The sequence below is a fragment of the Pseudomonas sp. zfem002 genome, assembly GCF_032621685.1.
GTDB classification, from domain to species: Bacteria; Pseudomonadota; Gammaproteobacteria; order Pseudomonadales; family Pseudomonadaceae; genus Aquipseudomonas; species Aquipseudomonas japonica.
In genome coordinates this window covers 537,141-560,900 of sequence record NZ_JAVYJH010000002.1, presented here as the reverse complement: position 1 = coordinate 560,900, position 23,760 = coordinate 537,141, and the positions used below count along the sequence as shown (strand labels likewise).

The 23,760-nt window shown below is 65.7% G+C and carries 19 protein-coding genes; 15 read left to right on the top strand and 4 right to left on the bottom strand.

Annotated features, from left to right (window positions below; translation table 11 throughout):
- The first annotated feature begins 16 nt into the window (after nucleotides 1–16).
- Nucleotides 17–937, top strand: a complete 921-nt coding sequence (argF, locus tag RTI28_RS05845) for an ornithine carbamoyltransferase (RefSeq protein ID WP_316919555.1) — start codon at nucleotides 17–19, stop codon at nucleotides 935–937.
- Nucleotides 934–2,043 carry an ABC transporter ATP-binding protein gene (locus RTI28_RS05840; protein ID WP_316919554.1) on the top strand — a complete coding sequence of 370 codons (1,110 nt, stop codon included), beginning with the start codon at nucleotides 934–936 and terminating at the stop codon, nucleotides 2,041–2,043. Before argF ends, RTI28_RS05840 begins: the two co-directional genes overlap by 4 nt.
- 52 nt (nucleotides 2,044–2,095) lie before the next feature.
- On the opposite strand, the gene ybaK is transcribed toward RTI28_RS05840, so the two are convergent.
- Nucleotides 2,096–2,566, bottom strand: a complete 471-nt coding sequence (ybaK, locus tag RTI28_RS05835; RefSeq protein ID WP_042122736.1) for a Cys-tRNA(Pro) deacylase — start codon at nucleotides 2,564–2,566, stop codon at nucleotides 2,096–2,098.
- A 302-nt stretch (nucleotides 2,567–2,868) separates the two neighbouring features.
- Here ybaK and RTI28_RS05830 point away from each other — a divergent pair, with 302 nt between their 5' ends.
- The 11 genes from RTI28_RS05830 to RTI28_RS05780 all read left to right on the top strand — a co-directional run bounded on the left by RTI28_RS05830 (nucleotide 2,869) and on the right by RTI28_RS05780 (nucleotide 15,033).
- Nucleotides 2,869–3,720 (top strand): MIP/aquaporin family protein, encoded by an 852-nt coding sequence (locus RTI28_RS05830; protein ID WP_316919553.1) that lies wholly within the window; start codon nucleotides 2,869–2,871, stop codon nucleotides 3,718–3,720.
- A gap of 57 nt (nucleotides 3,721–3,777) precedes the next feature.
- On the top strand, nucleotides 3,778–5,277 hold the full coding sequence (gene glpK, locus RTI28_RS05825; RefSeq protein ID WP_316919552.1) for a glycerol kinase GlpK: 1,500 nt from the start codon (nucleotides 3,778–3,780) through the stop codon (nucleotides 5,275–5,277).
- Between the two features lie 139 nt (nucleotides 5,278–5,416).
- Nucleotides 5,417–6,172: a DNA-binding transcriptional repressor GlpR gene (gene glpR / locus RTI28_RS05820; RefSeq protein WP_316919551.1), complete on the top strand. Its 756-nt coding sequence runs from the start codon at nucleotides 5,417–5,419 to the stop codon at nucleotides 6,170–6,172.
- 185 nt (nucleotides 6,173–6,357) lie between these two features.
- Nucleotides 6,358–7,878, top strand: coding sequence for a glycerol-3-phosphate dehydrogenase (glpD, locus tag RTI28_RS05815; protein WP_316919550.1), 1,521 nt, complete (start codon nucleotides 6,358–6,360; stop codon nucleotides 7,876–7,878).
- Between the two features lie 348 nt (nucleotides 7,879–8,226).
- Nucleotides 8,227–9,147, top strand: coding sequence for a glutamate/aspartate ABC transporter substrate-binding protein (locus RTI28_RS05810; protein WP_316919549.1), 921 nt, complete (start codon nucleotides 8,227–8,229; stop codon nucleotides 9,145–9,147).
- Nucleotides 9,148–9,245: 98 nt separating this feature from the next.
- Complete coding sequence (locus RTI28_RS05805) at nucleotides 9,246–9,992, top strand: amino acid ABC transporter permease (RefSeq protein ID WP_316919548.1); 747 nt, start codon at nucleotides 9,246–9,248, stop codon at nucleotides 9,990–9,992.
- Nucleotides 9,992–10,663: an ABC transporter permease subunit gene (locus RTI28_RS05800; protein WP_316919547.1), complete on the top strand. Its 672-nt coding sequence runs from the start codon at nucleotides 9,992–9,994 to the stop codon at nucleotides 10,661–10,663. Before RTI28_RS05805 ends, RTI28_RS05800 begins: the two co-directional genes overlap by 1 nt.
- Nucleotides 10,660–11,394, top strand: a complete 735-nt coding sequence (locus RTI28_RS05795; RefSeq protein ID WP_316919546.1) for an amino acid ABC transporter ATP-binding protein — start codon at nucleotides 10,660–10,662, stop codon at nucleotides 11,392–11,394. The genes RTI28_RS05800 and RTI28_RS05795 overlap by 4 nt, the downstream gene beginning before the upstream one ends.
- Before the next feature lie 63 nt (nucleotides 11,395–11,457).
- Nucleotides 11,458–13,365, top strand: coding sequence for an ATP-binding protein (locus RTI28_RS05790; RefSeq protein ID WP_316919545.1), 1,908 nt, complete (start codon nucleotides 11,458–11,460; stop codon nucleotides 13,363–13,365).
- Nucleotides 13,362–14,687, top strand: coding sequence for a sigma-54 dependent transcriptional regulator (locus RTI28_RS05785; protein WP_316919544.1), 1,326 nt, complete (start codon nucleotides 13,362–13,364; stop codon nucleotides 14,685–14,687). Before RTI28_RS05790 ends, RTI28_RS05785 begins: the two co-directional genes overlap by 4 nt.
- A 10-nt stretch (nucleotides 14,688–14,697) precedes the next feature.
- The gene (locus RTI28_RS05780) at nucleotides 14,698–15,033 is read left to right on the top strand and encodes a GlpM family protein (protein ID WP_316919543.1); all 336 of its coding nucleotides are present in this window, start codon (nucleotides 14,698–14,700) and stop codon (nucleotides 15,031–15,033) included.
- Here the strand turns inward: RTI28_RS05780 and RTI28_RS05775 are convergent.
- Nucleotides 15,030–16,025: an alpha/beta hydrolase gene (locus tag RTI28_RS05775; protein WP_316919542.1), complete on the bottom strand. Its 996-nt coding sequence runs from the start codon at nucleotides 16,023–16,025 to the stop codon at nucleotides 15,030–15,032. The two genes, RTI28_RS05780 and RTI28_RS05775, sit on opposite strands and share 4 nt — an antisense overlap.
- 231 nt (nucleotides 16,026–16,256) lie before the next feature.
- Between RTI28_RS05775 and RTI28_RS05770 the strand changes: the two genes are divergently transcribed.
- Nucleotides 16,257–21,443 (top strand): dermonecrotic toxin domain-containing protein, encoded by a 5,187-nt coding sequence (locus RTI28_RS05770; RefSeq protein ID WP_316919541.1) that lies wholly within the window; start codon nucleotides 16,257–16,259, stop codon nucleotides 21,441–21,443.
- Between the two features lie 131 nt (nucleotides 21,444–21,574).
- A complete protein-coding gene (gene metR, locus RTI28_RS05765) occupies nucleotides 21,575–22,492 on the top strand; it encodes a transcriptional regulator MetR (RefSeq protein WP_316919540.1) in 918 nt (305 codons plus the stop codon).
- A gap of 3 nt (nucleotides 22,493–22,495) precedes the next feature.
- Here metR and RTI28_RS05760 read toward each other — a convergent pair whose 3' ends face one another.
- Together RTI28_RS05760 and RTI28_RS05755 are read right to left on the bottom strand one after the other, a co-directional pair.
- Nucleotides 22,496–23,134 carry a LysE family translocator gene (locus tag RTI28_RS05760; RefSeq protein ID WP_316919539.1) on the bottom strand — a complete coding sequence of 213 codons (639 nt, stop codon included), beginning with the start codon at nucleotides 23,132–23,134 and terminating at the stop codon, nucleotides 22,496–22,498.
- Between the two features lie 165 nt (nucleotides 23,135–23,299).
- On the bottom strand, nucleotides 23,300–23,698 hold the full coding sequence (locus RTI28_RS05755) for an NUDIX domain-containing protein (RefSeq protein WP_316919538.1): 399 nt from the start codon (nucleotides 23,696–23,698) through the stop codon (nucleotides 23,300–23,302).
- Between the last annotated feature and the right edge of the window lie 62 nt (nucleotides 23,699–23,760).

The following is a 23,760-nucleotide window of genomic DNA, read 5'->3' as shown; positions in this document are numbered from 1 at the left end:
AAAAAGGTAGTCAATGATGAGCGCTAGGCACTTTCTCTCCCTGATGGATTTCACCGCCGAAGAACTGGTCAGTGTGATCCGCCGAGGGATCGAGCTGAAAGACCTGCGTAACCGCGGCGTACTCTTCGAGCCCCTGAAAAATCGCGTGCTGGGCATGATCTTCGAGAAGTCCTCGACCCGCACCCGGCTGTCCTTCGAAGCCGGCATGATCCAGCTCGGCGGCCAGGCGATCTTCCTCTCCCCGCGCGACACCCAGCTGGGCCGCGGCGAGCCGATCGGCGACTGCGCCATCGTCATGTCGCGCATGCTCGATGCGGTGATGATCCGTACCTTTGCCCACAGCACCCTGACCGAATTCGCCGCCAATTCCCGCGTACCGGTGATCAACGGCCTGTCCGACGACCTGCACCCGTGCCAACTGCTGGCCGACATGCAGACCTTCCTCGAACACCGCGGCTCGATCCAGGGCAAGACCGTGGCCTGGATCGGCGACGGCAACAACATGTGCAACAGCTATATAGAAGCGGCCATCCAGTTCGACTTCCAGCTGCGCATCGCCTGCCCCGAAGGTTACGAGCCCAACGCCAAGTTCGTCGCCCAGGCCGGTGACCGCGTGCGGATCGTCCGCGATCCCAAGGAGGCGGTACGTGACGCCCACCTGGTCAGCACCGACGTCTGGACCTCCATGGGCCAGGAAGAGGAAACCGCGCGGCGCCTGGAGCGCTTCGCGCCGTACCAGGTAACCCGCGAACTGCTCGACCTGGCCGCCCCCGATGCCCTGTTCATGCATTGCCTGCCCGCCCACCGTGGCGAGGAAATCAGCATGGATCTGCTCGACGACCCACGTTCGGTCGCCTGGGACCAGGCGGAAAACCGTCTGCATGCACAGAAGGCGCTTCTCGAATTCCTTGTCGAACCGGCCTACCACCACGCATGAGTCAACCTCTACTGCTCAACCTTCGCGACCTCGCCTGCGGCTATGGCGAGGCGCGCATCGTCCAGAACCTCAACCTGCACCTCAACGCCGGCGACATCGGCTGCCTGCTGGGCTCCTCCGGGTGCGGCAAGACCACCACCCTGCGCGCCATCGCCGGCTTCGAGCCGGTGCATGGCGGCGAAATCCAGCTGGCGGGCGAAGTCATCTCCCGGGCCGGGTTCACCCTGGCCCCGGAAAAACGCCGGATCGGCATGGTCTTCCAGGACTACGCACTGTTCCCCCACCTGAGCGTGGCGGAAAACGTCGCCTTCGGCCTCGGCAAGCACCCGCGCCGCCAGGACGTGGTCAAGGACATGCTGGAGCTGGTCAAGCTCGACGGCCTGGGCGCGCGCTACCCGCACGAACTGTCCGGCGGCCAGCAGCAGCGTGTGGCCCTGGCCCGCGCCCTGGCGCCCGAGCCGCAACTGCTGCTGCTCGACGAACCCTTCTCCAACCTCGACGTGGAACTGCGCCGCCGTCTCAGCCATGAGGTTCGCGACATCCTCAAGAGCCGCGGCACCAGCGCGATCCTGGTCACGCACGACCAGGAAGAAGCCTTCGCCGTCAGCGACCATGTCGGCGTGTTCAAGGAAGGCCGCCTGGAGCAGTGGGACACGCCCTACAACCTCTATCACGAACCGGCCACGCCATTCGTCGCCAGCTTCGTCGGCCAGGGCTACTTCATCCGCGGCCAGTTGCTCAGCCCGGAAACGGTGCAGACCGAGCTCGGCGAGCTGCGCGGCAACCGCGCCTACACCTTGCCGGTGGGCGGTGCGGTGGATGTCCTGCTGCGTCCCGACGATATCGTGCATGCCCCCGACAGCGCCCTCAGCGCGCGGGTCAGCGGCAAGAGCTTCCAGGGCGCCTCGACCCTGTACCGCCTGCAACTGGCCACAGGCACCCAGCTCGAAGCGATCTTCCCCAGCCATCTGGACTTCCCGATTGGCCAGGACGTCGGCATCACCGTGGCGGCGGATCACCTGGTGCTGTTCGCCGCCTCGGGCAGCGTCGAAGCCAGACTGCCAGCCGCAGACAACGGCGTTCGCCGCCACAGCGTGGCGCACTGAACGAAAAAGGCCGTCACAACCGTGACGGCCTTTTTCGTTCAACGATGCCTGCCTACTCCCGGCCGATATCGGCGAACTTGCCCTGGGTATGCTCAGCCAGCACCGCAGCCGCCAACTCCACCTCCAACCCGCGCCGGCCGGCACTCACGTGGATGGTAGGAAAACCTTCCGCGGATTGATCGATAAAAGTCCTCAGACGTTTCTTCTGACCGAGTGGGCTAATTCCGCCAACTAGATAGCCAGTCGAACGCTGGGCTGCGGCCGGATCGGCCATTTCGCACTTCTTCACCCCCGCGGCCTGGGCCAGCGCCTTCAGGTCCAGCGTCCCCACCACCGGTACCACCGCCACCAGCAACTCGCCCTTTTCCGTGGCCGCAAGCAGGGTCTTGAACACCTGCTGGGGGTTCAGGTTGAGCTTCTCCGCGGCCTCCAAGCCATAGGAAGCGGCTTTGGGGTCATGTTCGTAACTGTGAATACGATGTTCGGCGCGAACCTTCTTCAACAGATCCAGGGCAGGGGTCATGCGGGGGCTCCAACAACTGAGTTCGGTTTCCGTTCGCTGGCTACTGTAGGACAAAACCTAGTCCGCAACCATGGTCTTGTAGGACAAGGCGAGACAGTGCGTGGGCCATCAGTCAATTTGTGGATGATGGTTCGCTTTCGACCTTTGACATAAGCGTTTCTTGTCTATATTTTTTCGAATCTGAATATGGCGATGCCCTCATTAAGCGCATCAACACCGTCCACCTGGCCGAAATGGGGATTTCTGCCGGGTTTCCGTCGAGCGCTCAGTGCGCCTCACAACAACAAGAACCGAGGTATCGAATGACGACTGCTCTACAACAACCGACGTTGTCCAGCCAATGCATGGCCGAATTCTTCGGCACCGCGCTCCTGATCTTCTTCGGCACCGGTTGCGTCGCCGCGCTCAAGGTCGCGGGTGCCAGCTTCGGCCTGTGGGAAATCAGCATCATCTGGGGTGTCGGCGTCAGCATGGCGATCTACCTGACCGCGGGGATTTCCGGCGCGCACCTGAACCCGGCCGTGAGCATCGCCCTGTGCCTGTTCGCCGGATTCGAAAAAGGCAAACTGCCCTTCTATATCGTCGCCCAGATCGCCGGGGCCTTCTGCGGCGCCGCGCTCGTCTACGCGCTGTACAGCAGCCTGTTCTTCGATTACGAACAGACCCACGCCATGGTCCGCGGCAGCCAGGCCAGCCTGGAACTGGCTTCGGTATTCTCCACCTACCCGCACGCGGCGCTGTCCACCGGCCAGGCCTTCCTCGTCGAAGTGATCATCACCGCCATCCTCATGGCCGTGATCATGGCCCTGACCGATGACAACAACGGCCTGCCCCGCGGTCCTCTCGCACCGCTGCTGATCGGCCTGCTGATCGCCGTGATCGGCAGCGCCATGGGGCCGCTGACCGGCTTCGCGATGAACCCGGCACGGGATTTCGGGCCGAAACTGATGACCTTCCTCGCCGGCTGGGGCGATGTGGCCTTTACTGGCGGTCGCGATATTCCCTACTTCCTCGTTCCGGTTTTCGCGCCGATCATGGGAGCCAGCGTGGGTGCCGCCCTGTACCGTGGCGTGTTCGCCCGCAGCCTGCCCAATGCCGCCGCGACCGCCGCGCAGACCGACGACAACGCTCAGGGCAAGACCCAGACTTCCTGATTCCTGCACGAATCAGCGAGCCCTGACCTCAACCTATTTCACTGCAAGGCCAACGACATGACAGACCTTCAGAACAAGAACTACATCATCGCCCTCGACCAGGGCACGACCAGTTCGCGGGCCATCATCTTCGACCGTGACGCAAACGTTGTCGGTACCTCCCAGCGCGAGTTCGCCCAGCACTATCCGCAAGCCGGCTGGGTCGAACACGACCCGATGGAGATCTTCGCCACGCAGAGCGCGACCATGGTCGAGGCCCTGGCCCAGGCGGGCATCAGCCACGACCAGGTAGCCGCCATCGGGATCACCAACCAGCGCGAAACCACCGTGGTCTGGGACAAGGAAACCGGACGCCCGGTGTACAACGCCATCGTCTGGCAGTGCCGCCGCAGCACCGAGATCTGCGAGCAGCTCAAGCGCGACGGCCTGCAGGACTACATCCGCGAAACCACCGGCCTGGTCACCGACCCGTACTTCTCCGGGACCAAGCTGAAGTGGATCCTCGACAACGTCGACGGCGTGCGCGAACGTGCCGAGCGCGGCGAACTGCTGTTCGGCACCATCGACACCTGGCTAATCTGGAAATTCTCCGGCGGCAAGGTGCATGTCACCGACTACACCAACGCCTCGCGGACCATGCTGTTCAACATTCATACCCTGCAGTGGGATGAAAAGATGCTCGACGTACTGGGCATCCCCAAGCAGATGCTGCCGCCGGTGCGCCCGTCCTCGGAAATCTACGGCTACACCAAGAGCAACATCGCCATCGCCGGCATCGCCGGGGACCAGCAGGCCGCGCTGTTCGGCCAGATGTGCGTGGAACCGGGCCAGGCCAAGAACACCTACGGCACCGGCTGCTTCCTGCTGATGAACACCGGCGAGAAGGCCGTGCAATCGTCCCACGGCCTGCTCACCACCATCGCCTGCGGTCCGCGCGGTGAGGTGGCCTATGCGCTGGAAGGCGCGGTATTCAACGGCGGTTCCACCGTGCAGTGGCTGCGCGACGAACTGAAGATCGTCAACGATGCCCACGACACCGAGTACTTCGCCAGCAAGGTCAAGGACAGCAACGGCGTCTACCTGGTGCCGGCCTTCACCGGTCTCGGCGCGCCGTACTGGGATCCGTACGCCCGTGGCGCGCTGTTCGGCCTGACCCGCGGGGTCAAGGTCGACCACATCATCCGCGCCGCGCTGGAGTCCATCGCCTACCAGACCCGCGACGTCCTCGACGCCATGCAGCAGGACTGCGGCCAGCGCCTGAGCGCCCTGCGCGTGGACGGCGGCGCGGTGGCCAACAACTTCCTCATGCAGTTCCAGGCGGACATCCTCGGCACCTGTGTCGAACGTCCGCAGATGCGTGAAACCACCGCGCTCGGCGCCGCCTACCTGGCGGGCCTGGCCTGCGGTTTCTGGAGCGGCCTGGACGAACTGCGCGGCAAGGCGCTGATCGAGCGCGAGTTCACGCCGCAGCTGGATGAAGCAGCGAAAGAGAAGCTCTACAGCGGCTGGCTCAAGGCCGTGGATCGTACCCGCGACTGGGAGCCTCACGAAGAGTAACGTTTCAGCGGCGAGGCGCGGCCCTTCCCGTTCGGGGACGGCTGCGCCAAACGCCATGCCGGTGCCGTCCCCGGACTGGTCCCCCGCGCCTTCCTCCGGCATCATTGCAGGCATTTTTCGGCCGCCCCATAGGACGCCCATGAATCTGCCTCCCCGCCAACAACAAATTCTCGAACTGGTCCGCGAGCGTGGCTACGTCAGTATCGAGGAAATGGCGCAGTTGTTCGTCGTCACCCCGCAAACCATCCGCCGCGATATCAACCAGCTGGCGGAAGTCAATCTGCTGCGCCGTTATCACGGTGGCGCGGCCTACGATTCCAGTATCGAAAACACCGCCTACGCCATGCGCGCCGACCAGATGCGCGACGAAAAGCAACGCATCGCCGAAGCCGTGGCGCGGCAGATTCCCGATCACGCCTCGCTGTTCATCAATATCGGTACCACCACCGAATCCATCGCCCGCGCCCTGCTCAACCACAACCACCTGAAGATCATCACCAACAACCTGCATGTGGCCTCGATCCTCAGTGCCAAGGACGATTTCGAAGTCCTTCTCGCCGGTGGCAACGTGCGCCGCGACGGCGGCGTGGTGGGCCAGGCCAGCGTCGACTTCATCAACCAGTTCAAGGTGGATTTCGCCCTGGTCGGCATCAGCGGCATCGACGAGGACGGCAGCCTGCTGGACTTCGATTACCAGGAAGTGCGGGTGTCCCAGGCGATCATCGCCAATGCGCGCCAGGTGATCCTCGCCGCCGACTCCAGCAAGTTCGGACGCAACGCCATGGTGCGCCTGGGCTCGATCAGCCTGATCGACTGCCTGGTGACCGACCAGGCGCCGGTCAGCGCCCTGACCCAGTTGCTCAACCAGTACAAGATTCGCCTCGAAGTGGTCTGAGCCCAGCATCGCCGCCAGCGCAAGGCTGGCGGCGCGAATGTTCGGAATTTTTCATTTGTTTGTAACACGATCAGTATTTTCTATGAAAAGTCACTGGTCGCGGCCTTTTCGTTCGGCTAACATTTTCGAATACGAACATTAATGTTCATAAAAGATATCAGAACGACTTTTCGAGAGGCCGCGCCGTGTCCCAATCCAGCTCTCCCATCCTTGCCGAGGTCTATGACGTCGCCGTCATCGGTGGCGGCATCAATGGTGTCGGCATCGCCGCCGATGCCGCCGGACGCGGCCTTTCGGTGTTCCTCTGCGAAAAGGACGACCTCGCCAGCCATACCTCCTCGGCGAGCAGCAAGCTGATCCACGGCGGCCTGCGCTATCTCGAACATTACGAATTCCGCCTGGTCCGCGAAGCCCTGGCCGAGCGTGAAGTGCTGCTGGCCAAGGCGCCGCACATCGTCAAGCCGATGCGTTTCGTCCTGCCGCACCGCCCGCACCTGCGTCCGGCCTGGATGATCCGCGCCGGCCTGTTCCTCTATGACCACCTGGGCAAGCGCAAGCAGCTCGGTGCTTCGCGCAGCCTGCGCTTCGGCCCGGGCAACCCGCTGAAGCCGGCGATCAGCCGCGGTTTCGAATATGCCGACTGCGCAGTGGACGATGCCCGCCTGGTGGTGCTCAACGCCATGGCCGCCCGCGAACACGGCGCGCATATCCTCACCCGCACCCGCTGCGTCAGCGCCCGTCGCAGCGGCAACCTGTGGCAGGTGCAGATCGAACGCGCCGACGGCAGCCAGCAGACCCTCCAGGCCCGCTCCCTGGTCAACGCCGCCGGCCCGTGGGTCGCGCGGTTCATCGAGGACGACCTCAAGCTCGACGCCCCCTACGGCATCCGCCTGATCCAGGGCAGCCACCTGATCGTGCCGAAGCTGTACGACGGCGAGCATGCCTACATCCTGCAGAACGAAGACCAGCGCATCGTCTTCGCCATTCCGTACCTGGAGCGCTTCACCCTGATCGGCACCACCGACCGCGAATACAGCGGCGACCCGGCCCGGGTGGCGATCACCGAGGCCGAGACCGACTACCTGCTGAACGTGGTCAACCAGCACTTCAACCATCAACTGAGCCGGGCCGACATCCTCCACACCTATTCCGGTGTGCGCCCCTTGTGCAACGACGAGTCGGACAACCCGTCGGCAGTGACCCGCGACTACACCCTGGCGCTGTCCTCCGAGGCTGGCCAGGCGCCGTTGCTGTCGGTGTTCGGCGGCAAGCTGACGACCTACCGCAAGCTGGCCGAGTCGGCGATGAGCGAACTGGCGCCCTGGTTCCCCCAGATGAGCGCCAGCTGGACCGCCAGCGCGCCGCTGCCGGGTGGCGAAGGCATGAGCACGGCGCAGGCCCTGTGCGACGAGATCCTCGCCCGCCATGGCTGGTTGCCGAGTGCACTGGCCAAGCGCTGGGCACTGACCTACGGCAGCCGCACCTGGCGTCTGCTGGAAGGCGTGCAAGGGCCGGAGGATCTGGGCGAAGCCATTGGCGGCGGACTGTTCAGCCGGGAAGTGGATTACCTCTGCAGCGAAGAATGGGCGCTGTCGGCGGACGATATCCTGTGGCGGCGGACCAAGCTGGGGCTGTTCCTCAGCGCGGCGGAGCAGCAGGGGTTGCGCGATTATCTGCAGCGCCGCGAGCTGAGCCGCGCGGCCTGATCCAGGCGGCCCATGAATACCGGGACCGCTTTGCGGTCCTTTCGCGGTAGCGCGGCATTCCGACAAGCCGCGCTCCTGCGGCGGCTAGCCGCCGGCCTCTGCATTCGGTTTTCCGAACAGCAAACAATGCCACTATTCGGCCAGCCGACCGAACACTCCTGCAATTCCCCCGTCAGAAAACCCTGCTACCCCTTTAGCACGGGCCTTGCTGATCGAAATCACGGCCTGGCACGACTCATGCTCTACACTCAAAACCCGGATGCGCCAGCGCTTGAACGCGCCGGTCGCTGAACGAACGGCCGATCAACGGCCTCATAAAAAAAACAAACACACCTCGAGGAAAATTCGATGCGTATCGTTCGTCATCTGTTGGGCGCCGCCATCACCGCCGCCGTGATCGCCTCCCCGGCCATGGCCGAAGAACTGACCGGCACCCTGAAGAAGATCAAGGACCAGGGCACCATCACCCTGGGCCACCGTGACTCGTCCATTCCGTTTTCCTACCTGGCCGGCAAGCCCGAGCCGATCGGCTACTCCCACGACATCCAGCTGGCCATCGTCGAGCACCTGAAGAAGCAACTGAACGCTCCAGAGCTGAAGGCGCGCTACAACCTGGTCACCTCGCAGACCCGTATCCCGCTGGTGCAGAACGGCACCGTCGACGTCGAGTGCGGCTCCACCACCAACAACGTCGAGCGCCAACAGCAGGTCGCCTTCTCGGTCGGCATCTTCGAAGTCGGTACCCGCCTGCTGACCAAGGTCAAGGACGGCCAGCCGGCCTACAAGGACTTCGAAGACCTGAAAGGCAAGAACGTGGTGACCACCGCCGGGACCACCTCCGAGCGCCTGCTCAAGGCAATGAACGCCGACAAGCAGATGGGCATGAACGTGATCTCGGCCAAGGACCACGGCGAAGCCTTCAACATGCTGGAAAGCAATCGCGCCGTCGCCTTCATGATGGACGACGCCCTCCTCGCCGGCGAAATGGCCAAGGCCAAGAAGCCGTCCGACTGGGTCATCACCGGTACCCCGCAGTCCTACGAGATCTACGGCTGCATGGTGCGCAAGGACGACCCGGCGTTCAAGAAAGCCGTGGATGACGCCATCGTCGCCCTGTACAAGTCCGGCGAGATCAACAAGATCTACGACAAGTGGTTCCAGCAGCCAGTCCCGCCAAAAGGCCTGAACCTGCAGTTCCCGATGAGCGACGAACTGAAGAAGCTGATCGCCGAGCCGACCGACAAAGCCGCGGACGAAAAGAAGTCCTGAACCCCGTCTAGTTAGTGTCTAACCTTTCATCCGAGGGCGCTTGCGCCCCCGGATGCTCGAAGGTGCCCGTGAAACAACCTATCCGAGGGGAGACCCCGATGAATTACAACTGGGACTGGGGCGTATTCTTCAAGTCCACCGGCGTGGGCGACGAAACCTATCTGGACTGGTACATCACCGGCCTGGGCTGGACCATCGCCATTGCCATCGCCGCCTGGATCATCGCCTTGCTGCTGGGCTCCGTGCTCGGCGTGATGCGCACCGTGCCGAACCGCGTGGTATCGGGTATCGCCACCTGCTACGTGGAACTCTTTCGCAACGTACCGCTGCTGGTGCAGCTGTTCATCTGGTACTTCCTGGTCCCCGACCTGCTGCCCGAGAGCGTGCAGGAGTGGTTCAAGCAGGACCTGAACCCGACCACCTCGGCGCTGATCAGCGTGGTCATCTGCCTGGGCCTGTTCACCGCGGCGCGGGTCTGCGAACAGGTGCGCACCGGTATCCAGGCGCTGCCTCGCGGCCAGGAAGCCGCCGCCCGCGCCATGGGCTTCAGCCTGCCGCAGATCTACAACAACGTGCTGCTGCCCCAGGCCTACCGGATCATCATTCCGCCGCTCACCTCGGAATTCCTCAACGTCTTCAAGAACTCTTCGGTGGCCTCGCTGATCGGCCTGATGGAACTGCTCGCGCAGACCAAGCAGACCGCCGAGTTCTCCGCCAACCTGTTCGAAGCCTTCACCCTCGCGACGCTGATCTACTTCACCCTGAACATGGGCCTGATGCTGGTCATGCGCATGGTCGAGAAGAAAGTCGCGGTGCCCGGCCTGATTTCCGTGGGAGGTAAATGATGGAACTGGACTTCAGCGAAATCATCCCGGCCCTGCCCGCATTGTGGGACGGCATGCTCATGACCCTGCAACTGATGGTCATGGGCGTCATCGGCGGTATCGCGCTGGGCACCGTCCTGGCCCTGATGCGCCTGTCGTCGAGCAAGCTGCTGGCCAACGTGGCCGGCGCCTACGTCAACTACTTCCGCTCGATCCCGTTGCTGCTGGTGATCACCTGGTTCTACCTGGCGGTGCCGTTCGTGCTGCGCTGGATCACCGGCGAGGACACCCCGGTCGGCGCCTTCACCTCCTGCGTCGTGGCCTTCATGATGTTCGAGGCGGCCTACTTCTGCGAAATCGTCCGGGCCGGCGTGCAATCGATCTCCAAGGGCCAGATGGGCGCGGCCCAGGCCCTGGGCATGAACTACGGGCAGACCATGCGTCTGATCATCCTGCCCCAGGCGTTCCGCAAGATGACCCCGCTGCTGCTGCAGCAGAGCATCATCCTGTTCCAGGACACCTCGCTGGTCTACACCGTCGGCCTGGTGGACTTCCTCAACTCGGCCCGCGCCAACGGCGACATCATCGGACGCTCCCATGAGTTCCTGCTCTTCGCCGGCGCTGTCTACTTCGTCATCAGCTTCTCCGCTTCCTTCCTGGTCAAGCGTCTGCAGAAAAGGATAACCGTATGATTTCCATCAAGAACGTCAGCAAGTGGTACGGCGACTTCCAGGTACTGACCAACTGCAATACCGAGGTCAAGAAAGGTGAAGTGGTGGTGGTCTGCGGACCGTCCGGCTCGGGCAAGTCGACCCTGATCAAGTGCGTCAACGCCCTGGAGCCGTTCCAGAAGGGCGACATCATCGTCGACGGCACCTCGATCGCCGATCCGAAGACCAACCTGCCCAAGCTGCGCTCCCGGGTCGGCATGGTGTTCCAGCACTTCGAGCTGTTCCCGCACCTGAGCATCACCGAGAACCTGACCATCGCCCAGCGCAAGGTGCTCGGCCGCAGCGAAGCGGAAGCGACCAAGAAAGGCCTGGCCCTGCTCGACCGCGTCGGCCTCGGCGCCCATGCCAAGAAGCACCCCGGCCAGCTCTCCGGCGGCCAGCAGCAGCGCGTGGCGATCGCCCGGGCGCTGTCCATGGACCCGATCGTCATGCTGTTCGACGAACCGACCTCGGCGCTGGACCCGGAAATGGTCAACGAAGTACTGGACGTGATGGTCGAACTGGCCCACGAAGGCATGACCATGATGTGCGTGACCCACGAAATGGGCTTCGCCCGCAAGGTCGCCAACCGGGTGATCTTCATGGACAAGGGCAGCATCATCGAGGACTGCCAGAAGGAAGAATTCTTCGGCGATCCGTCGGGCCGCCACGAGCGCACCCAGCACTTCCTCAGCAAAATCCTGCAGCACTAAGCAACTGGCGCCCCGCCTCCGCTTCGGCGGACGCGGGGCGCTGGTCGTTACAAGGCCTCTGTGATGAAATGCGATCCCACGCTCCTTCGCCCAGCCAAGCCTGCCCTTGCCGTGAAACCCCGTCTGATCCGCCAACTGCTCATTCCGCCGCTGATCCTCCTGCTGACCATCGGCCTCGGTGTCGGCGGTTACCTGGTCAGCGAACACAACGGCATCCGCACCTTGAGCGACAACGGCGAGCGCCAGCTCGAACTGCACGCGCGCACGGTCGAGAGCGAAATCAGCAAGTACACCTACCTGCCCAGCCTGCTGGAGCTGGAAGACAGCGTGTCGAAGCTGCTCACCGAACCCGATGGCGAACACCGCCAGAGGGTCAACGAATACCTCGAGGGCCTGAACCGGCGCAGCCGCAGCCGGGCAATCTTCGTCCTCGACACCACCGGCCGGGTCCAGGCCACCAGCAACTGGCGCGACGTCGACAGTTTCCTCGGTGAAGACCTGTCGTTCCGGGCCTATTTCCAGGACGCCGTGCGCGGCCAGCCGGGACGTTTCTACGGCATCGGCAGCACCACCGGCGAACCCGGCTACTACCTGGCCCACGGCCTCGAGGAACACGGCAAGATCATTGGCGTGGCGGTGATCAAGGTGCGTCTGGAGAACCTCGAGGAACGCTGGCAGCGCGCCCGCCTGGAAGCCTTCGTCAGCGACGAGAACGGCATCATCATCCTCTCCAGCGACCCGGCACGACGCCTGAAATCGGTGCGGCCGCTGACCGCGGAAGTCAAGGAGCGCCTGGCGCGCAGCCTGCAGTACTACTGGTTCTCGCTCAACGAGCTGCAACCGCTGGCCCGTGAAAAGCTCGGCGACGGCCTGGAGAAACTCACCTTCCCGGCCAATGCCCGGCTCGACGAAGGGGCCCGCCAGGTCAGCTACCTGGCGCAGACCCGCCGCCTCGCCGACACACCCTGGCATTTCACCCTGCTCACCCCGCTGCAGGACCTGCGCCGCGAATCGATCATCCAGGGCGTGCTGGTGGCCGTGGCCTTCGCCCTGCTGACCATCCTCGCCATCGCCTGGAACGAACGGCGCAAGGTCATCGCCACCCGCCTCGCCGCCCGCGAAGCGCTGGAAGAAGCCAACAACCAGCTGGAGCGGCGGATCACCGAACGCACCGCCGACCTGCGCGCCAGCAACGAACGCCTGAAGGCGCAGATCCGCGAACGGCGCCAGGCCGAACAGACCCTGCGCCACGCCCAGGACGAACTGGTCCAGGCCGGCAAGCTGGCGGCAATCGGGCAGATGTCCACCAGCATCGCCCACGAGCTGAACCAGCCGCTGGCAGCGCTGCGCACCCTGTCCGGCAACACCGTGCGCTTCCTCGAGCGCGGCTCGCTGGAAGTGGCCAGCGCCAACCTGCGCACCATGAACGACCTGATCGACCGCATGGGCCGCATCACCGCCAGCCTGCGTTCCTTCGCCCGGCGTGGCGACGACCGCGGCCAGGCCTCGCTGGGCAAGGCGGTGGAAGCCACCCTGCAGGTGCTGGCCGCGCGTATCGACGGCTGCCACCTGAAACTGCACAGCAACTACAGCGAGCAGACCCTGGCCATCGACCAGACCCGCCTGGAGCAGATCCTCGTCAACCTGATCGGCAACGCCCTCGACGCCATGGCCGCGGTGCCGCTGCCGGAGCTGTGGCTGGAAGGCGACGTGCAGGACGGCAAGTACCGCCTGCGCGTGCGCGACAACGGCCACGGCATCGACGACGAAACGCGCAAGCACCTGTTCGAACCCTTCTTCACCACCAAGCCGGGTGAACACGGCCTGGGCCTCGGCCTGACCCTGTCCGCCAGCCTCGCCGCCGCCGCCGGCGGCAGCCTGAACGTCGAACACCCCGCCAGCGGCGGCACCGCGTTCGTCATCAGCCTGCCGCTGCTGCCCGCCCCCACCGAATCCGCCGAGTCCCTATGAACACATCGCCCCTTACCGTCCTGATCGTCGAAGACGACCCGCATGTGCTGCTCGGCTGCCAGCAGGCGTTGGCCCTGGAAGATATCGTCAGCGAAGGCGTGGGCAGCGCCGAGCAGGCGCTGGAGCGCATCGGCGATGACTTCGCCGGGATCGTCGTCAGCGATATCCGCCTGCCCGGCATCGACGGCCTGGAACTGCTGAGCCGCCTCAAGGCCCGCGACAGCAGCCTGCCGGTGGTGCTGATCACCGGTCACGGCGACATCGACATGGCGGTCGGGGCCATGCGCAACGGCGCCTACGACTTCATGGAGAAACCCTTCTCGCCCGAGCGCCTGGTGGACGTGGTACGCCGCGCCCTGGAACAGCGCGGCCTGGCCCGCGAAGTGTTCGCCCTGCGCCGCCAGCTGGCCGAGCGCAGCACCCTGGAGGGGCGCATCATCGGGCGTTCGCCGGCCATGCAGAACCTGCGCGAGCTGATCGCCAACGTCGCCGACACCTCGGCCAACGTGCTGATCGAAGGCGAGACCGGCACCGGCAAGGAACTGGTCGCGCGCTGCCTGCACGACTTCAGCCGGCGCCAGGCCCAGCCCTTCGTCGCCCTGAACTGCGGCGGCCTGCCGGAGAACCTGTTCGAAAGCGAGATCTTCGGCCATGAGGCGAACGCCTTCACCGGTGCCGGCAAGCGCCGCATCGGCAAGATCGAACACGCCAACGGCGGCACGCTGTTCCTCGACGAGATCGAGAGCATGCCGATCAACCTGCAGATCAAGCTGCTGCGGGTGTTGCAGGAACGCACCCTGGAACGCCTCGGCTCGAACCAGAGCATTGCGGTGGACTGCCGGGTGGTCGCGGCGACCAAGTCGGACCTCGAATCCCTCGGCCAGAGCGGCCAGTTCCGCAGCGACCTGTACTACCGCCTCAACGTGGTGACCCTGGAACTGCCGCCGCTGCGCGAACGCCGCGAGGACATCCTGCAACTGTTCGAACACTTCCTCCAGCAATCGTCGCTGCGCTTCGACCGCGAGGCGCCGCAACTGGACAGCCAGACCCTGTCGCGACTGATGAGCCACGACTGGCCGGGCAACGTGCGCGAGCTGCGCAATGTCGCCGAGCGCTTCGCCCTCGGCCTGCCGGCGTTCAAGAAAGCCGGGGCCGCCACCTCGCAGGGCGTGGGCTTCGCCGAGGCCGTGGAAGCCTTCGAGCGCAACCTGCTCAGCGATGCCCTGCAGCGCACCGGCGGCAATCTCAGCCAGGCCAGCCAGGAACTGGGCATGGCCAAGACCACCCTGTTCGACAAAGTGAAGAAATACGGTCTGGGTTGAGGAGACACGCATGGACCTGCTACTCAAGGCCGGCCTCGGCGCCGCCGTGGTGGTGATCCTCGCCATGCTGGCCAAGACCCGCAATTACTACATCGCCGGCCTGGTGCCGCTGTTCCCCACCTTCGCCCTGATCGCCCACTACATCGTCGGCAAGGGCCGCTCCCTCGACGACCTGAAGACCACCATCGTCTTCGGCATGTGGTCGATCATTCCCTACTTCGTCTATCTCGCGGCGCTGTATGTGCTGGTCGACCGCCTGCGCCTGGAAGCCTCGCTGGCCCTGGCGGCGCTGGCCTGGCTGGTGGCGGCGGGGATCCTCGTCAGCGCCTGGGTCCGCCTGCATTAACGCTGGGCGATATGGCCGATATCGTCCGCCCGGTGTGACTGCAGGTAGGGCAGCACCGCCGCCAGCAACGCCGCCTTGAACGGTTCCTGGAAACGATGGGCCAGGCCGGGGATCAGTTTCAGCTGGCTGCCCTGGATATGCGCCGCCAGGTGCACCCCGTGCATGACCGGCAGCAGCGGATCGGCGGTACCGTGCACCACCAGGGTCGGCACGCGCAGGCGGTCGAGCAGTTCGACCCGGCTCGGTTCGGCGAGGATCGCCAGGATCTGCCGCTTGACCCCTTCAGGGTTGAAGGCGCGGTCGTAGGAGACCGCCGCCTGCTCCAGCAATGCCTGACGATCGTCCGTTACCTGCGGACTGCCCAGTGCCGCCAGCAGGTCGGCCTGCTGCTGGATGGCGACATCACGGTTCGGCGCGCTGCGCCGGGCCAGCTGGCGGATCAGCGCCGGGCTCGGTGCCGGCAGGCCCTGGGCGCCGGAGCTGGACATGATCAGCGTCAGGCTCTCGACCCGCTGCGGCGCCATGGCCGCCAGGTGCTGGGCGATCATCCCGCCCATGCTTACGCCCAGCACATGAAAGCGAGGCTGCCCCAGCTGATCCATCAGTTCCAGGCCGTCTTCGGCCATGTCTTCCAGGGTGTAGGGCGCGCTCACCGCCAGGCCGAGGCGATAGCGCAGCAGTTCGTAGGTCAGGCTGGCGTCCGCCGGCGCCTGGTTCCAGTGCGACAGGCCGACGTCGCGGTTGTCGTAGCGGATCACCCGGAAACCCTGGCGGCACAGCGCCTCGACCACTTCGTCGGGCCAGTGGATCAACTGCCCGCCCAGGCCCATCACCAGCAGCAGGGCCGGATCGTTGGTACGACCGACGCTCTGGTAGGCCAGGCTGACCTGCTTGAGCCGCACCTGCTGGACAGGCGCGTGGACATCGCAGCGCGACGCGGCGAACGACGGAAACGCGCAGAACAGCGCGAGGAGAAATAAATAGGCCCGCATGAAAAACACCGAAAACGAAATCCCCAGTAGAGCGCGAGTGTGATGATGTTCATGCGAGCGCGCTGCCACAGTTCGATGACAATTTCATGAACCCCGCTGAATGGACATGGCGCCCCTCCCCAGCAGCGCCGTCCTGCGAAAAATACCTATCTACCGCCCCAGCCCCCAGGGCTTGCCCTGAAATCCGCGCTTCACGGTGCTTCCAGCCGCCCCAAGCAAGGACAAGCCAGCATGCTCGATACCCCGGATCAATCCTTCATGGACGTGGTCGATTTCGACCTCGCCCGTCAGCTCGATACCCTTCTCCCCGAAGACGAGAACCTCTTCCTCGCCGCGACCCGCGCCTGGCGCCAGAGCCGCCAGCGCCTGTTCGACCTGCTGCGCGACGCGCCCGCGACCCGCACCGGCACAGACCCTGACCTGCGCGAACAGCTCGACCGCGAATGGCTCGCCTACTGGCGTGCTCGCGCCCCGGGCACCGCGCTGTCCCGCCAGGACGATGGCGCGCGGCACTACCGCCGGCACTTCCAGGCCGCCGGCGCGCGGACCCTGGCCATGGGTCAACTGAGCGCCGCGCAGTGCCAGGCCTTGCAGCGACTGGTCGACGGCGACGGACCCGCGCGGATTCCCCACGGGCGCCTCGCCTCGGGCGCCCAGCTGGCATTGCCTGGCGCGCTGGTCATCGATGAAGGCGCCAGCCGCCTGCTCTATGTGCCGACCCACGAGCCGGTCATGCAGGCGTTCGCCAGCCAGGACGAACTGGACCAGCACCTGCGGCAACGCCAGGACCTCCTGCCCGACAGTGTCGGCATCGACTACGAAAGCGTTGCCGCCGCGCTGGACAGCGCCTGCAAGCGCCTGATGAACGCCCTGCGCACCCGCCGCCTGGATGAGCCGGCCAGTTTCGAGACCTGGCGCACCGGCACACCGCTGCTCGCCGACGCGCCTGCAGTGGCGCTGCTGGACGACGCGGCGCTGGCGAGCGATGGCTTCGGCGCCCTGTACCGCGACCTGCCGCTCAGCACGCGCCTGCACAAGGTTGACCGGCAACTCGCCGCCTTCGACGCCGTGGCCGACGGCGCACGCCTGCCCGCCCCACTGCAGGCGGCACTCGCGGCCCTGGACAGCGCCCAACACGACAGTTTCACCGCAGCCTCGGCCTTGCTCGCCACGCCGATCCCCGACCGGACCAGCCCCCACTGCCAGGCGCTGCAGCAGGCACGGGTCGCCGGCCTGCGCGCCGAAGCGGATATCCAGCAGGCCCTGCGCCTGCTCGACAGCCCGCAGCGCGCCCTGCTCGACGCAGTGTTGCAGGCGCCCCTGGCCAGCCAGCGCCTCGACCCGGTCAGCGTTGCCACCCTGCACCTGCACTCCGCCGAGGGAACCCATGAGCTGGACGGTGTGCTGCTGATCGGCCATGGCGACAGCGCGGGCGATCTCGCCGCCGACCAGCCGGTGCTGCTCTACTGGCCGGGCGTGAGTGGTGGCCTGCAGGGCTTCGACTCGCGCCAGTCGCTGGAAAGCGCGTTCTTCAAGTCCGCGCCTGGCGACCGCAGCCTGCAGGTACTGACGCTGGAGGAGGATGCCTTCGCGTACAGCCTCGCCCGGCAGTTGTCCCGCTACGAAGCCAGCCTGCGCGCCCTGTACCAGCAGCACTTGGGCGACACCCCGGAGGTGCTCGACGACGCGCTCCAGGCCCTGCGCCAGCAGACCCGGGACAACCTGCAGGTTGCCGCCCACGCCGCCCGTGACCTGGCCCACCAGCAGTGGCTGGAACAACAGCGCGCCCTGCAGCTCGCGCAGCAGCGCCCGGCCTGGCTGGGTCGACTCGACGAGCAAGGACGCAGGCAACTGCGGCAACTGATCGAAGACTACCTGCAAGCGGTACAGCGTTCGCGGGCCTACCTGGCCGGCGTACTGCCCAATCGCGGCGAATTCGTCCGCCGGCAGGTCGCCCGTCGCGTGCGCCAGGCCTTCGCCCTTGACCACGACGTGCAGATCCAGCTCGATCTGCCCGACAGCGTGGTACAGCGCCGCGAGCCCATCCCCGGTTCCGGCGCACCGGGTACCCCGGTCAAGCGGGTGCCGATTGCCAGTCTCGAACGCAGCCGCCTGAGCCTGGAAGACCTCGCCCTGCAACAGCTCGACGAGACGCTGGAACAACGCCTGTGGTTCATGCGCGTACTGGTCAGCGGCGGCGACAGCGACGCGCATCCGCGCGTGCTGGCGGGCGTGACCCTGGCCTGGCTGCGCGACACGGTCAGCGAACTCGACGTCGGCGGCCACTACGAGCGCTGCCTCGTCGATGCCTTCATGGGCAGCGCCGGCGAAACACCCTTCGCCGCCGAGTACCGCGAGGAATGCCTGCTCGATCCGCTGCGCCTGATGCTGCGCATCCAGGGCGAGGCGGCCCTGCAGCAACAGCGCATCGACGAACGCGGACGGGCGATTCTCGAGACCGCCATCGACGCGAACTCGCAGCAGGCGTACAACCGCCACGCCCTGCAGGTCAGCCTGCTGCCCCTGCTGCTGACCAGCGGCGGCGACGATACCGCCGGCCACAGCGCCGGACTGTCCGGCGTGACCCTGATCCACTCCGCGGCGGTGGGCATCACCCTGCTCTATCTGCCAGACAGCCCGGACGGGATTTTCCTGCGCCAGTACGACACCCTGGAAAGCGCGCGCAAGGCGCTGTTCCAGCTCTGCTTCGACAGCCGCATGGCCGAATACCTCGGCGGCCGGGCGCTGGCCGGCGAGGTCAGCGCCCATGTCAGCCGCCTCCAGCAGGCCTGCCTGCGCCACTTCGACGGCATCATCGGCGTGGGCCTGGCCTGGCCGGCGACCACCTCCCTGGCCCGCCACCTGTGCGACGCGCACAAGGGCCGGCTGATCGTCGCGCACCGCTCGTCCTCGCGCTCCGCCCACGACCTGTTCATGGAAGGCTATGCCCTGGAAAGCGGCATGCTGTTCAACTACATCAAGATGGCCCTGGGCGCGCTACCCTTCGTCGGTGCCGCGGTTGCCGTGTTCGACGGCTGGCTGGCGGCCAACGAGGCGGCCGCGGCGCTGCAGCGGGGCGAGCCGGGCGAAGCCCTGGAGCACCTGGAGTCGGTGCTGATGTGCGTCATCGACGCCCTGATGGATGTGCTGCCGGGGGCCGGCATCAACCCGACCGCCCTGCGCCGGGTCACGCGCCAGCGCCAGGCGACGCGCCTCACCGGCCTGCCTGCATCGGCGCCGGGCCAGCACCGCGCGGTGCAGCGCTTCAGCGGCTACGAGTACCCCGAGCGCCTGTCCCTGGCCGGCCTGACGCCAGGCAGCGAAGGCATCTACCGCAACGTCTATCGCCTGCAGCAGGGCGACTTCATCCTCAACCACGGCCGCCTGTACCAGGTGACGTTCGACGAAGCCCGACATACCTGGCGCCTGTTCGGCCAGGGCAAAGGCTACCGTCAGCCGATCGCCCTGGACGACAGTGGCCACTGGGACACCCACGGCGCGCTTTTCGGCGTCAACATCCTCAGCCCGGTCAGCGGTGGCGGTGCCGTGCTCGGGGTCCTGGCCGACGGCCTCGACCCGCTGTGGCCGGCGGCGATCCGCGAACGCCTGCCGCGCTGGTGGACCGATCCGGCCCTGCGCCGCCTGCGTGCGCTGCGCAGCAGCACCGACTACCAACTGCGCGAGCTGGACCGGCTCAACCGACAAACAGTGGATGAGCAGCGCCTGTTCAATCGCATGACCGACGACCAGCAGCGCTACCAGCAGGCCGAGAAGCTGGCCAACCACTTTGCCTACGAGCGCCAGCTCGCCGACAGGATCTACCCGCAACTGGAGGAGCTGGCGCAACTGAGCGCCGGCAACAACCGCACCCGCGCCCGCGACCTGATGAGCCGGGTGTCCTGGCTGCAGGTCAATCGCCTGGTCAATGAACTCAATGCGCTCAAGCGCAGCGCCACGGAACTCCTCGACCAGGTCGACCGCCTGATCGAGCAGACCGGCAACACCCCGGCCACCGAGGTGGGGCGGCACCTGGAAATCATGAAACGACGCAAGGTCCTGCGCATCCAGGTGATCGGCAAACTGCAGGCGGTGGCCAACTACACCCACGCCATCGAGATGTGGGGCAAGCGCATCACCAATGCCACGCAGAAATCCAAAGTCAGCGCAGACATCGAGTACGCCCGGCGCAATTTCAACCAGGCAACCTGCGACATCCTCAAAGTGCGCAACTACCTGGAAGTGATCAGCCGCTACGAAACCGCCACCGACGAGTCGTGGTTCTACCTGCAGGTCCCGGTGGCCAAGGCCTGGGCCGAAGTGGACCGCAGCCTGAACAACCTGTTCCACCTGCCCCAGGTACGCAGCAACGCCGAGCAGCGCCGGCGCATGCTCGAAGCCTGCATCGACACCTTCGAGCGCTACAGCCACAACCTGCGGGCCTGGACCACCAGCTACCCGCACTGCTTCGACCAGGACTTCGTCGAGCCGCTGCTGGAGCACCTGGAGTCGATCAGCGACCTGGCCGAGCGCTGGAAGCAGAAGATTCCCGAAACCGCGATCAAGGCCCCTTCCGAACGTGGCCCGTCGGTAGCCCGCAAACTCTTCGAGACCGAGGACAACCAGTTCTTCATTGGTGTCGAAGAGGACGTCGGCGGACCGCAACGGCGCATCACCATCAACCGCATCAACAACCGCACCGAAGTCTACGTGCCGGGCGAGGCCGGGCGCTGGCGCCTGCTGAACACCCCGGGCCATTCGGCACCGGGGACACCGGTGGACATCAACCGCCTGCTGCGCGAAGCCCGCGAGCGCCTGGGCAAGCTGCCGGCCTACCTGGACAAGGTCGAGGGCTACGCGCGCCAGGACATGCTGCCGCGCAACCTGGAACACCTGCTGCTCAGCGAGGCCAACGAGCTGCGCGTGCGGGCCGAGCGCATCGCCGAACAGAACCCGCATGCCGAACTGGTCGTCACCCTGCGCGGCAAGGCCGACGAACTGGTGGGTAGCGGGCGGACCTTGCGCATCCGCCAGTCGCTGGCGAGCAGGACGCCCAGCGAAGGCCTGCTCGATTACCTGCTCGCGCAGGGGGCGGTGGAGCTGCGCAAGCTCGGCAGCCTGACCCCGTTGCCGAAGCGCATCGAGGGCCGCACGGACTTCCTCCAGGAGTACGAGGTCCGCGACCTGACCCTGGGCGAGCCACGAGTCGTGTGGTATGCGCACTTCCACTACCCGGTGCAGACGCCCGGCTTCGAGCGCTTCACCAAGGCCCACCTGAAGACCGCCGAGCAACGCCGCCTGGGCCTGCAATGGCAACTGGCGCAGGGTGACGCCGCCGAACGCATCTGGCGCGGCGACATCGGCAAGCCAATGGCGAAAAAGCACTTCGCCGAGCTGTTCCGCCAGGCCGCCGAGCACTGACGGCAGCGCCGGTATTGCCGTGGCCCACGGCAGTACCGGCGTTCTCTGGAGGGCGGGTCGACAGCCACGGCTGCATGAGACAAACTCAACGACATTGCGTTTTCGTCAAATTGCTCTCATGGAGAACCCGGGTGCTCGAAATCCGCCACCTGAAAACCCTGCACGCCCTGCGCGAGGCCGACAGCCTGGTCGAAGCCGCCGAGCGCCTGCACCTGACCCAATCGGCGCTGTCCCACCAGTTCAAGGAACTGGAAGAACGCCTGGGCATGCCGCTGTTCGTGCGCAAGACCAAGCCGATCCGCTTCACCAGCGCCGGCCTGCGCCTGCTGCAACTGGCCGATGCCACCCTGCCCCTGCTGCGCGGCGCCGAACGGGATATCGCCCGTCTCGCCGGCGGCACTGCCGGACGCCTGCACATGGCCATCGAATGCCACAGCTGCTTCCAGTGGCTGATGCCGACCATCGACCAGTTCCGCGATGCCTGGCCGGAAGTCGAGCTGGACCTGGCCTCGGGTTTCGCCTTCGCCCCGCTGCCGGCCCTGGCCCGCGGCGACCTCGACCTGGTGGTGACCTCCGACCCGGTGGACCTGGCCGGGATCACCTACGTCCCGCTGTTCACCTATGAAGCCATGCTCGCCGTGGCCAACCAGCACGCGCTGGCGAGCAGGCCCTATGTGCTGCCGGAAGACCTGGCCGCGGAAACCCTGATCACCTACCCGGTGGAACGCGACCGCCTGGATATCTTCACGCGCTTCCTCGAACCGGCCGATGTCGAACCCGCGCAGGTACGCACGGCGGAGCTGACGGTGATGATGATGCAACTGGTGGCCAGCGGCCGTGGCGTCTGCGGCATGCCGCACTGGGCGCTGCACGAATACAGCTCACGGGGCTACGTGAAGGCCAAGCGCCTCGGCGAGAAAGGCCTGTTCGCCACGCTGTACGCCGCGGTGCGCAGCGACATGCTGGACGCGCCGTACATGCGTGATTTCCTCCTCACCGCCAAGGACACCTCGTTCTCCACCCTCGACGGCGTCAGTGCCGTGCGCTGAGGCTCAGGCCAGCTTGCGCTGCTCCTGCACCAGGCGCAGCGCCAGGGCGGCGAGGACGAAGCCCATCACATAGCGCTGCAGCATCAGCCACAGCGGGTAGCGCATGAACCAGGCGGAAATGCCGGCGGCGAACAGAGCGATCAGCAGGTTGACGGTGAAGCTCACGCTGATCTGGGTGATACCGAGGATCAGGCTCTGGGCCAGCACCGAGCCGTGTTCCGGGGTGATGAACTGCGGCAGGATCGACAGGTAGAACATTGCCACCTTGGGATTCAGCAGGCTGGTGAGAAAGCCCATCAGCACCAGCTTGCGCGGCGAGTCCGGAGTCAGCTCGCGGGGTTCGAAGGGCGAGCGCGCCCCGGGTTTCACCGCCTGCCAGGCCATCCACAGCAGGTAGCCGGCACCGGCCCAGCGCAGCAGGTCGTAGCCCAGCGGCACGGCCATGAACAGCGCGGTCAGGCCCACGGCCGCGGCCGTCATGTGCACCAGGAAGCCGGCGACCACGCCCAGCAGGGACGTGATTCCGGCCACGCGGCCCTGACAGATGGAGCGGGAGATCAGGTAGATCATGTTCGGTCCGGGGGTGAGGACCATCAGCAGGGCGGCGCCGGTGAACAGCAGCCAGTCGTTGAGGGGGATCATCAGGGGCACTCCTTGGCAATATTGTTGTGATCAGTGCTTGTAGGAGCGTGGCTTGCCCGCGAAAGGACCGCGTCAGCGGTCCCCCCCGCAGGTGATAGAAAACGGGACCGCTTTGCGGTCCTTTCGCGGGCAAGCCGCGCTCCTACACGAAACGCGAGCAAGACATCAGGCACCACGGTAGATCGGCAAAATCCGATCCCGGGTCAGCGGCGCCAGTTCCAGTTCAAGGGCAGCAGCGGCATCTACCCACACCGCCTCCTCGATCTCGGCCGCCGGCACCACCGCCTCGGCGGTTTCCACCCGAAACAGCTCGCAGACCACCTCGAAACCCGGCTCGTTCGCCGCCGGCGCGCTGAAATTACCGAGATAACAGGCCTGCGTCACGTCGATGCGCAAGCCCAGCTCCTCGAACAGCTCCCGCGCCAGTGCCGTCACCGGCAACTCGTCCGCCTCGATCTTGCCGCCCGGCTGCATGAACGCCAGGGTGCCGCGCTTGCGCACCAGCAGGGTCTGGCCGCGCGGGTCGATCAGCAGGGCAGCGGCGATACGGATGGTCTTGCTCATGAAGGCGACTCGTGAAAAAAGACGAGCAAGGATCACACGCCACCGGCCAGCTGACCAGTGGC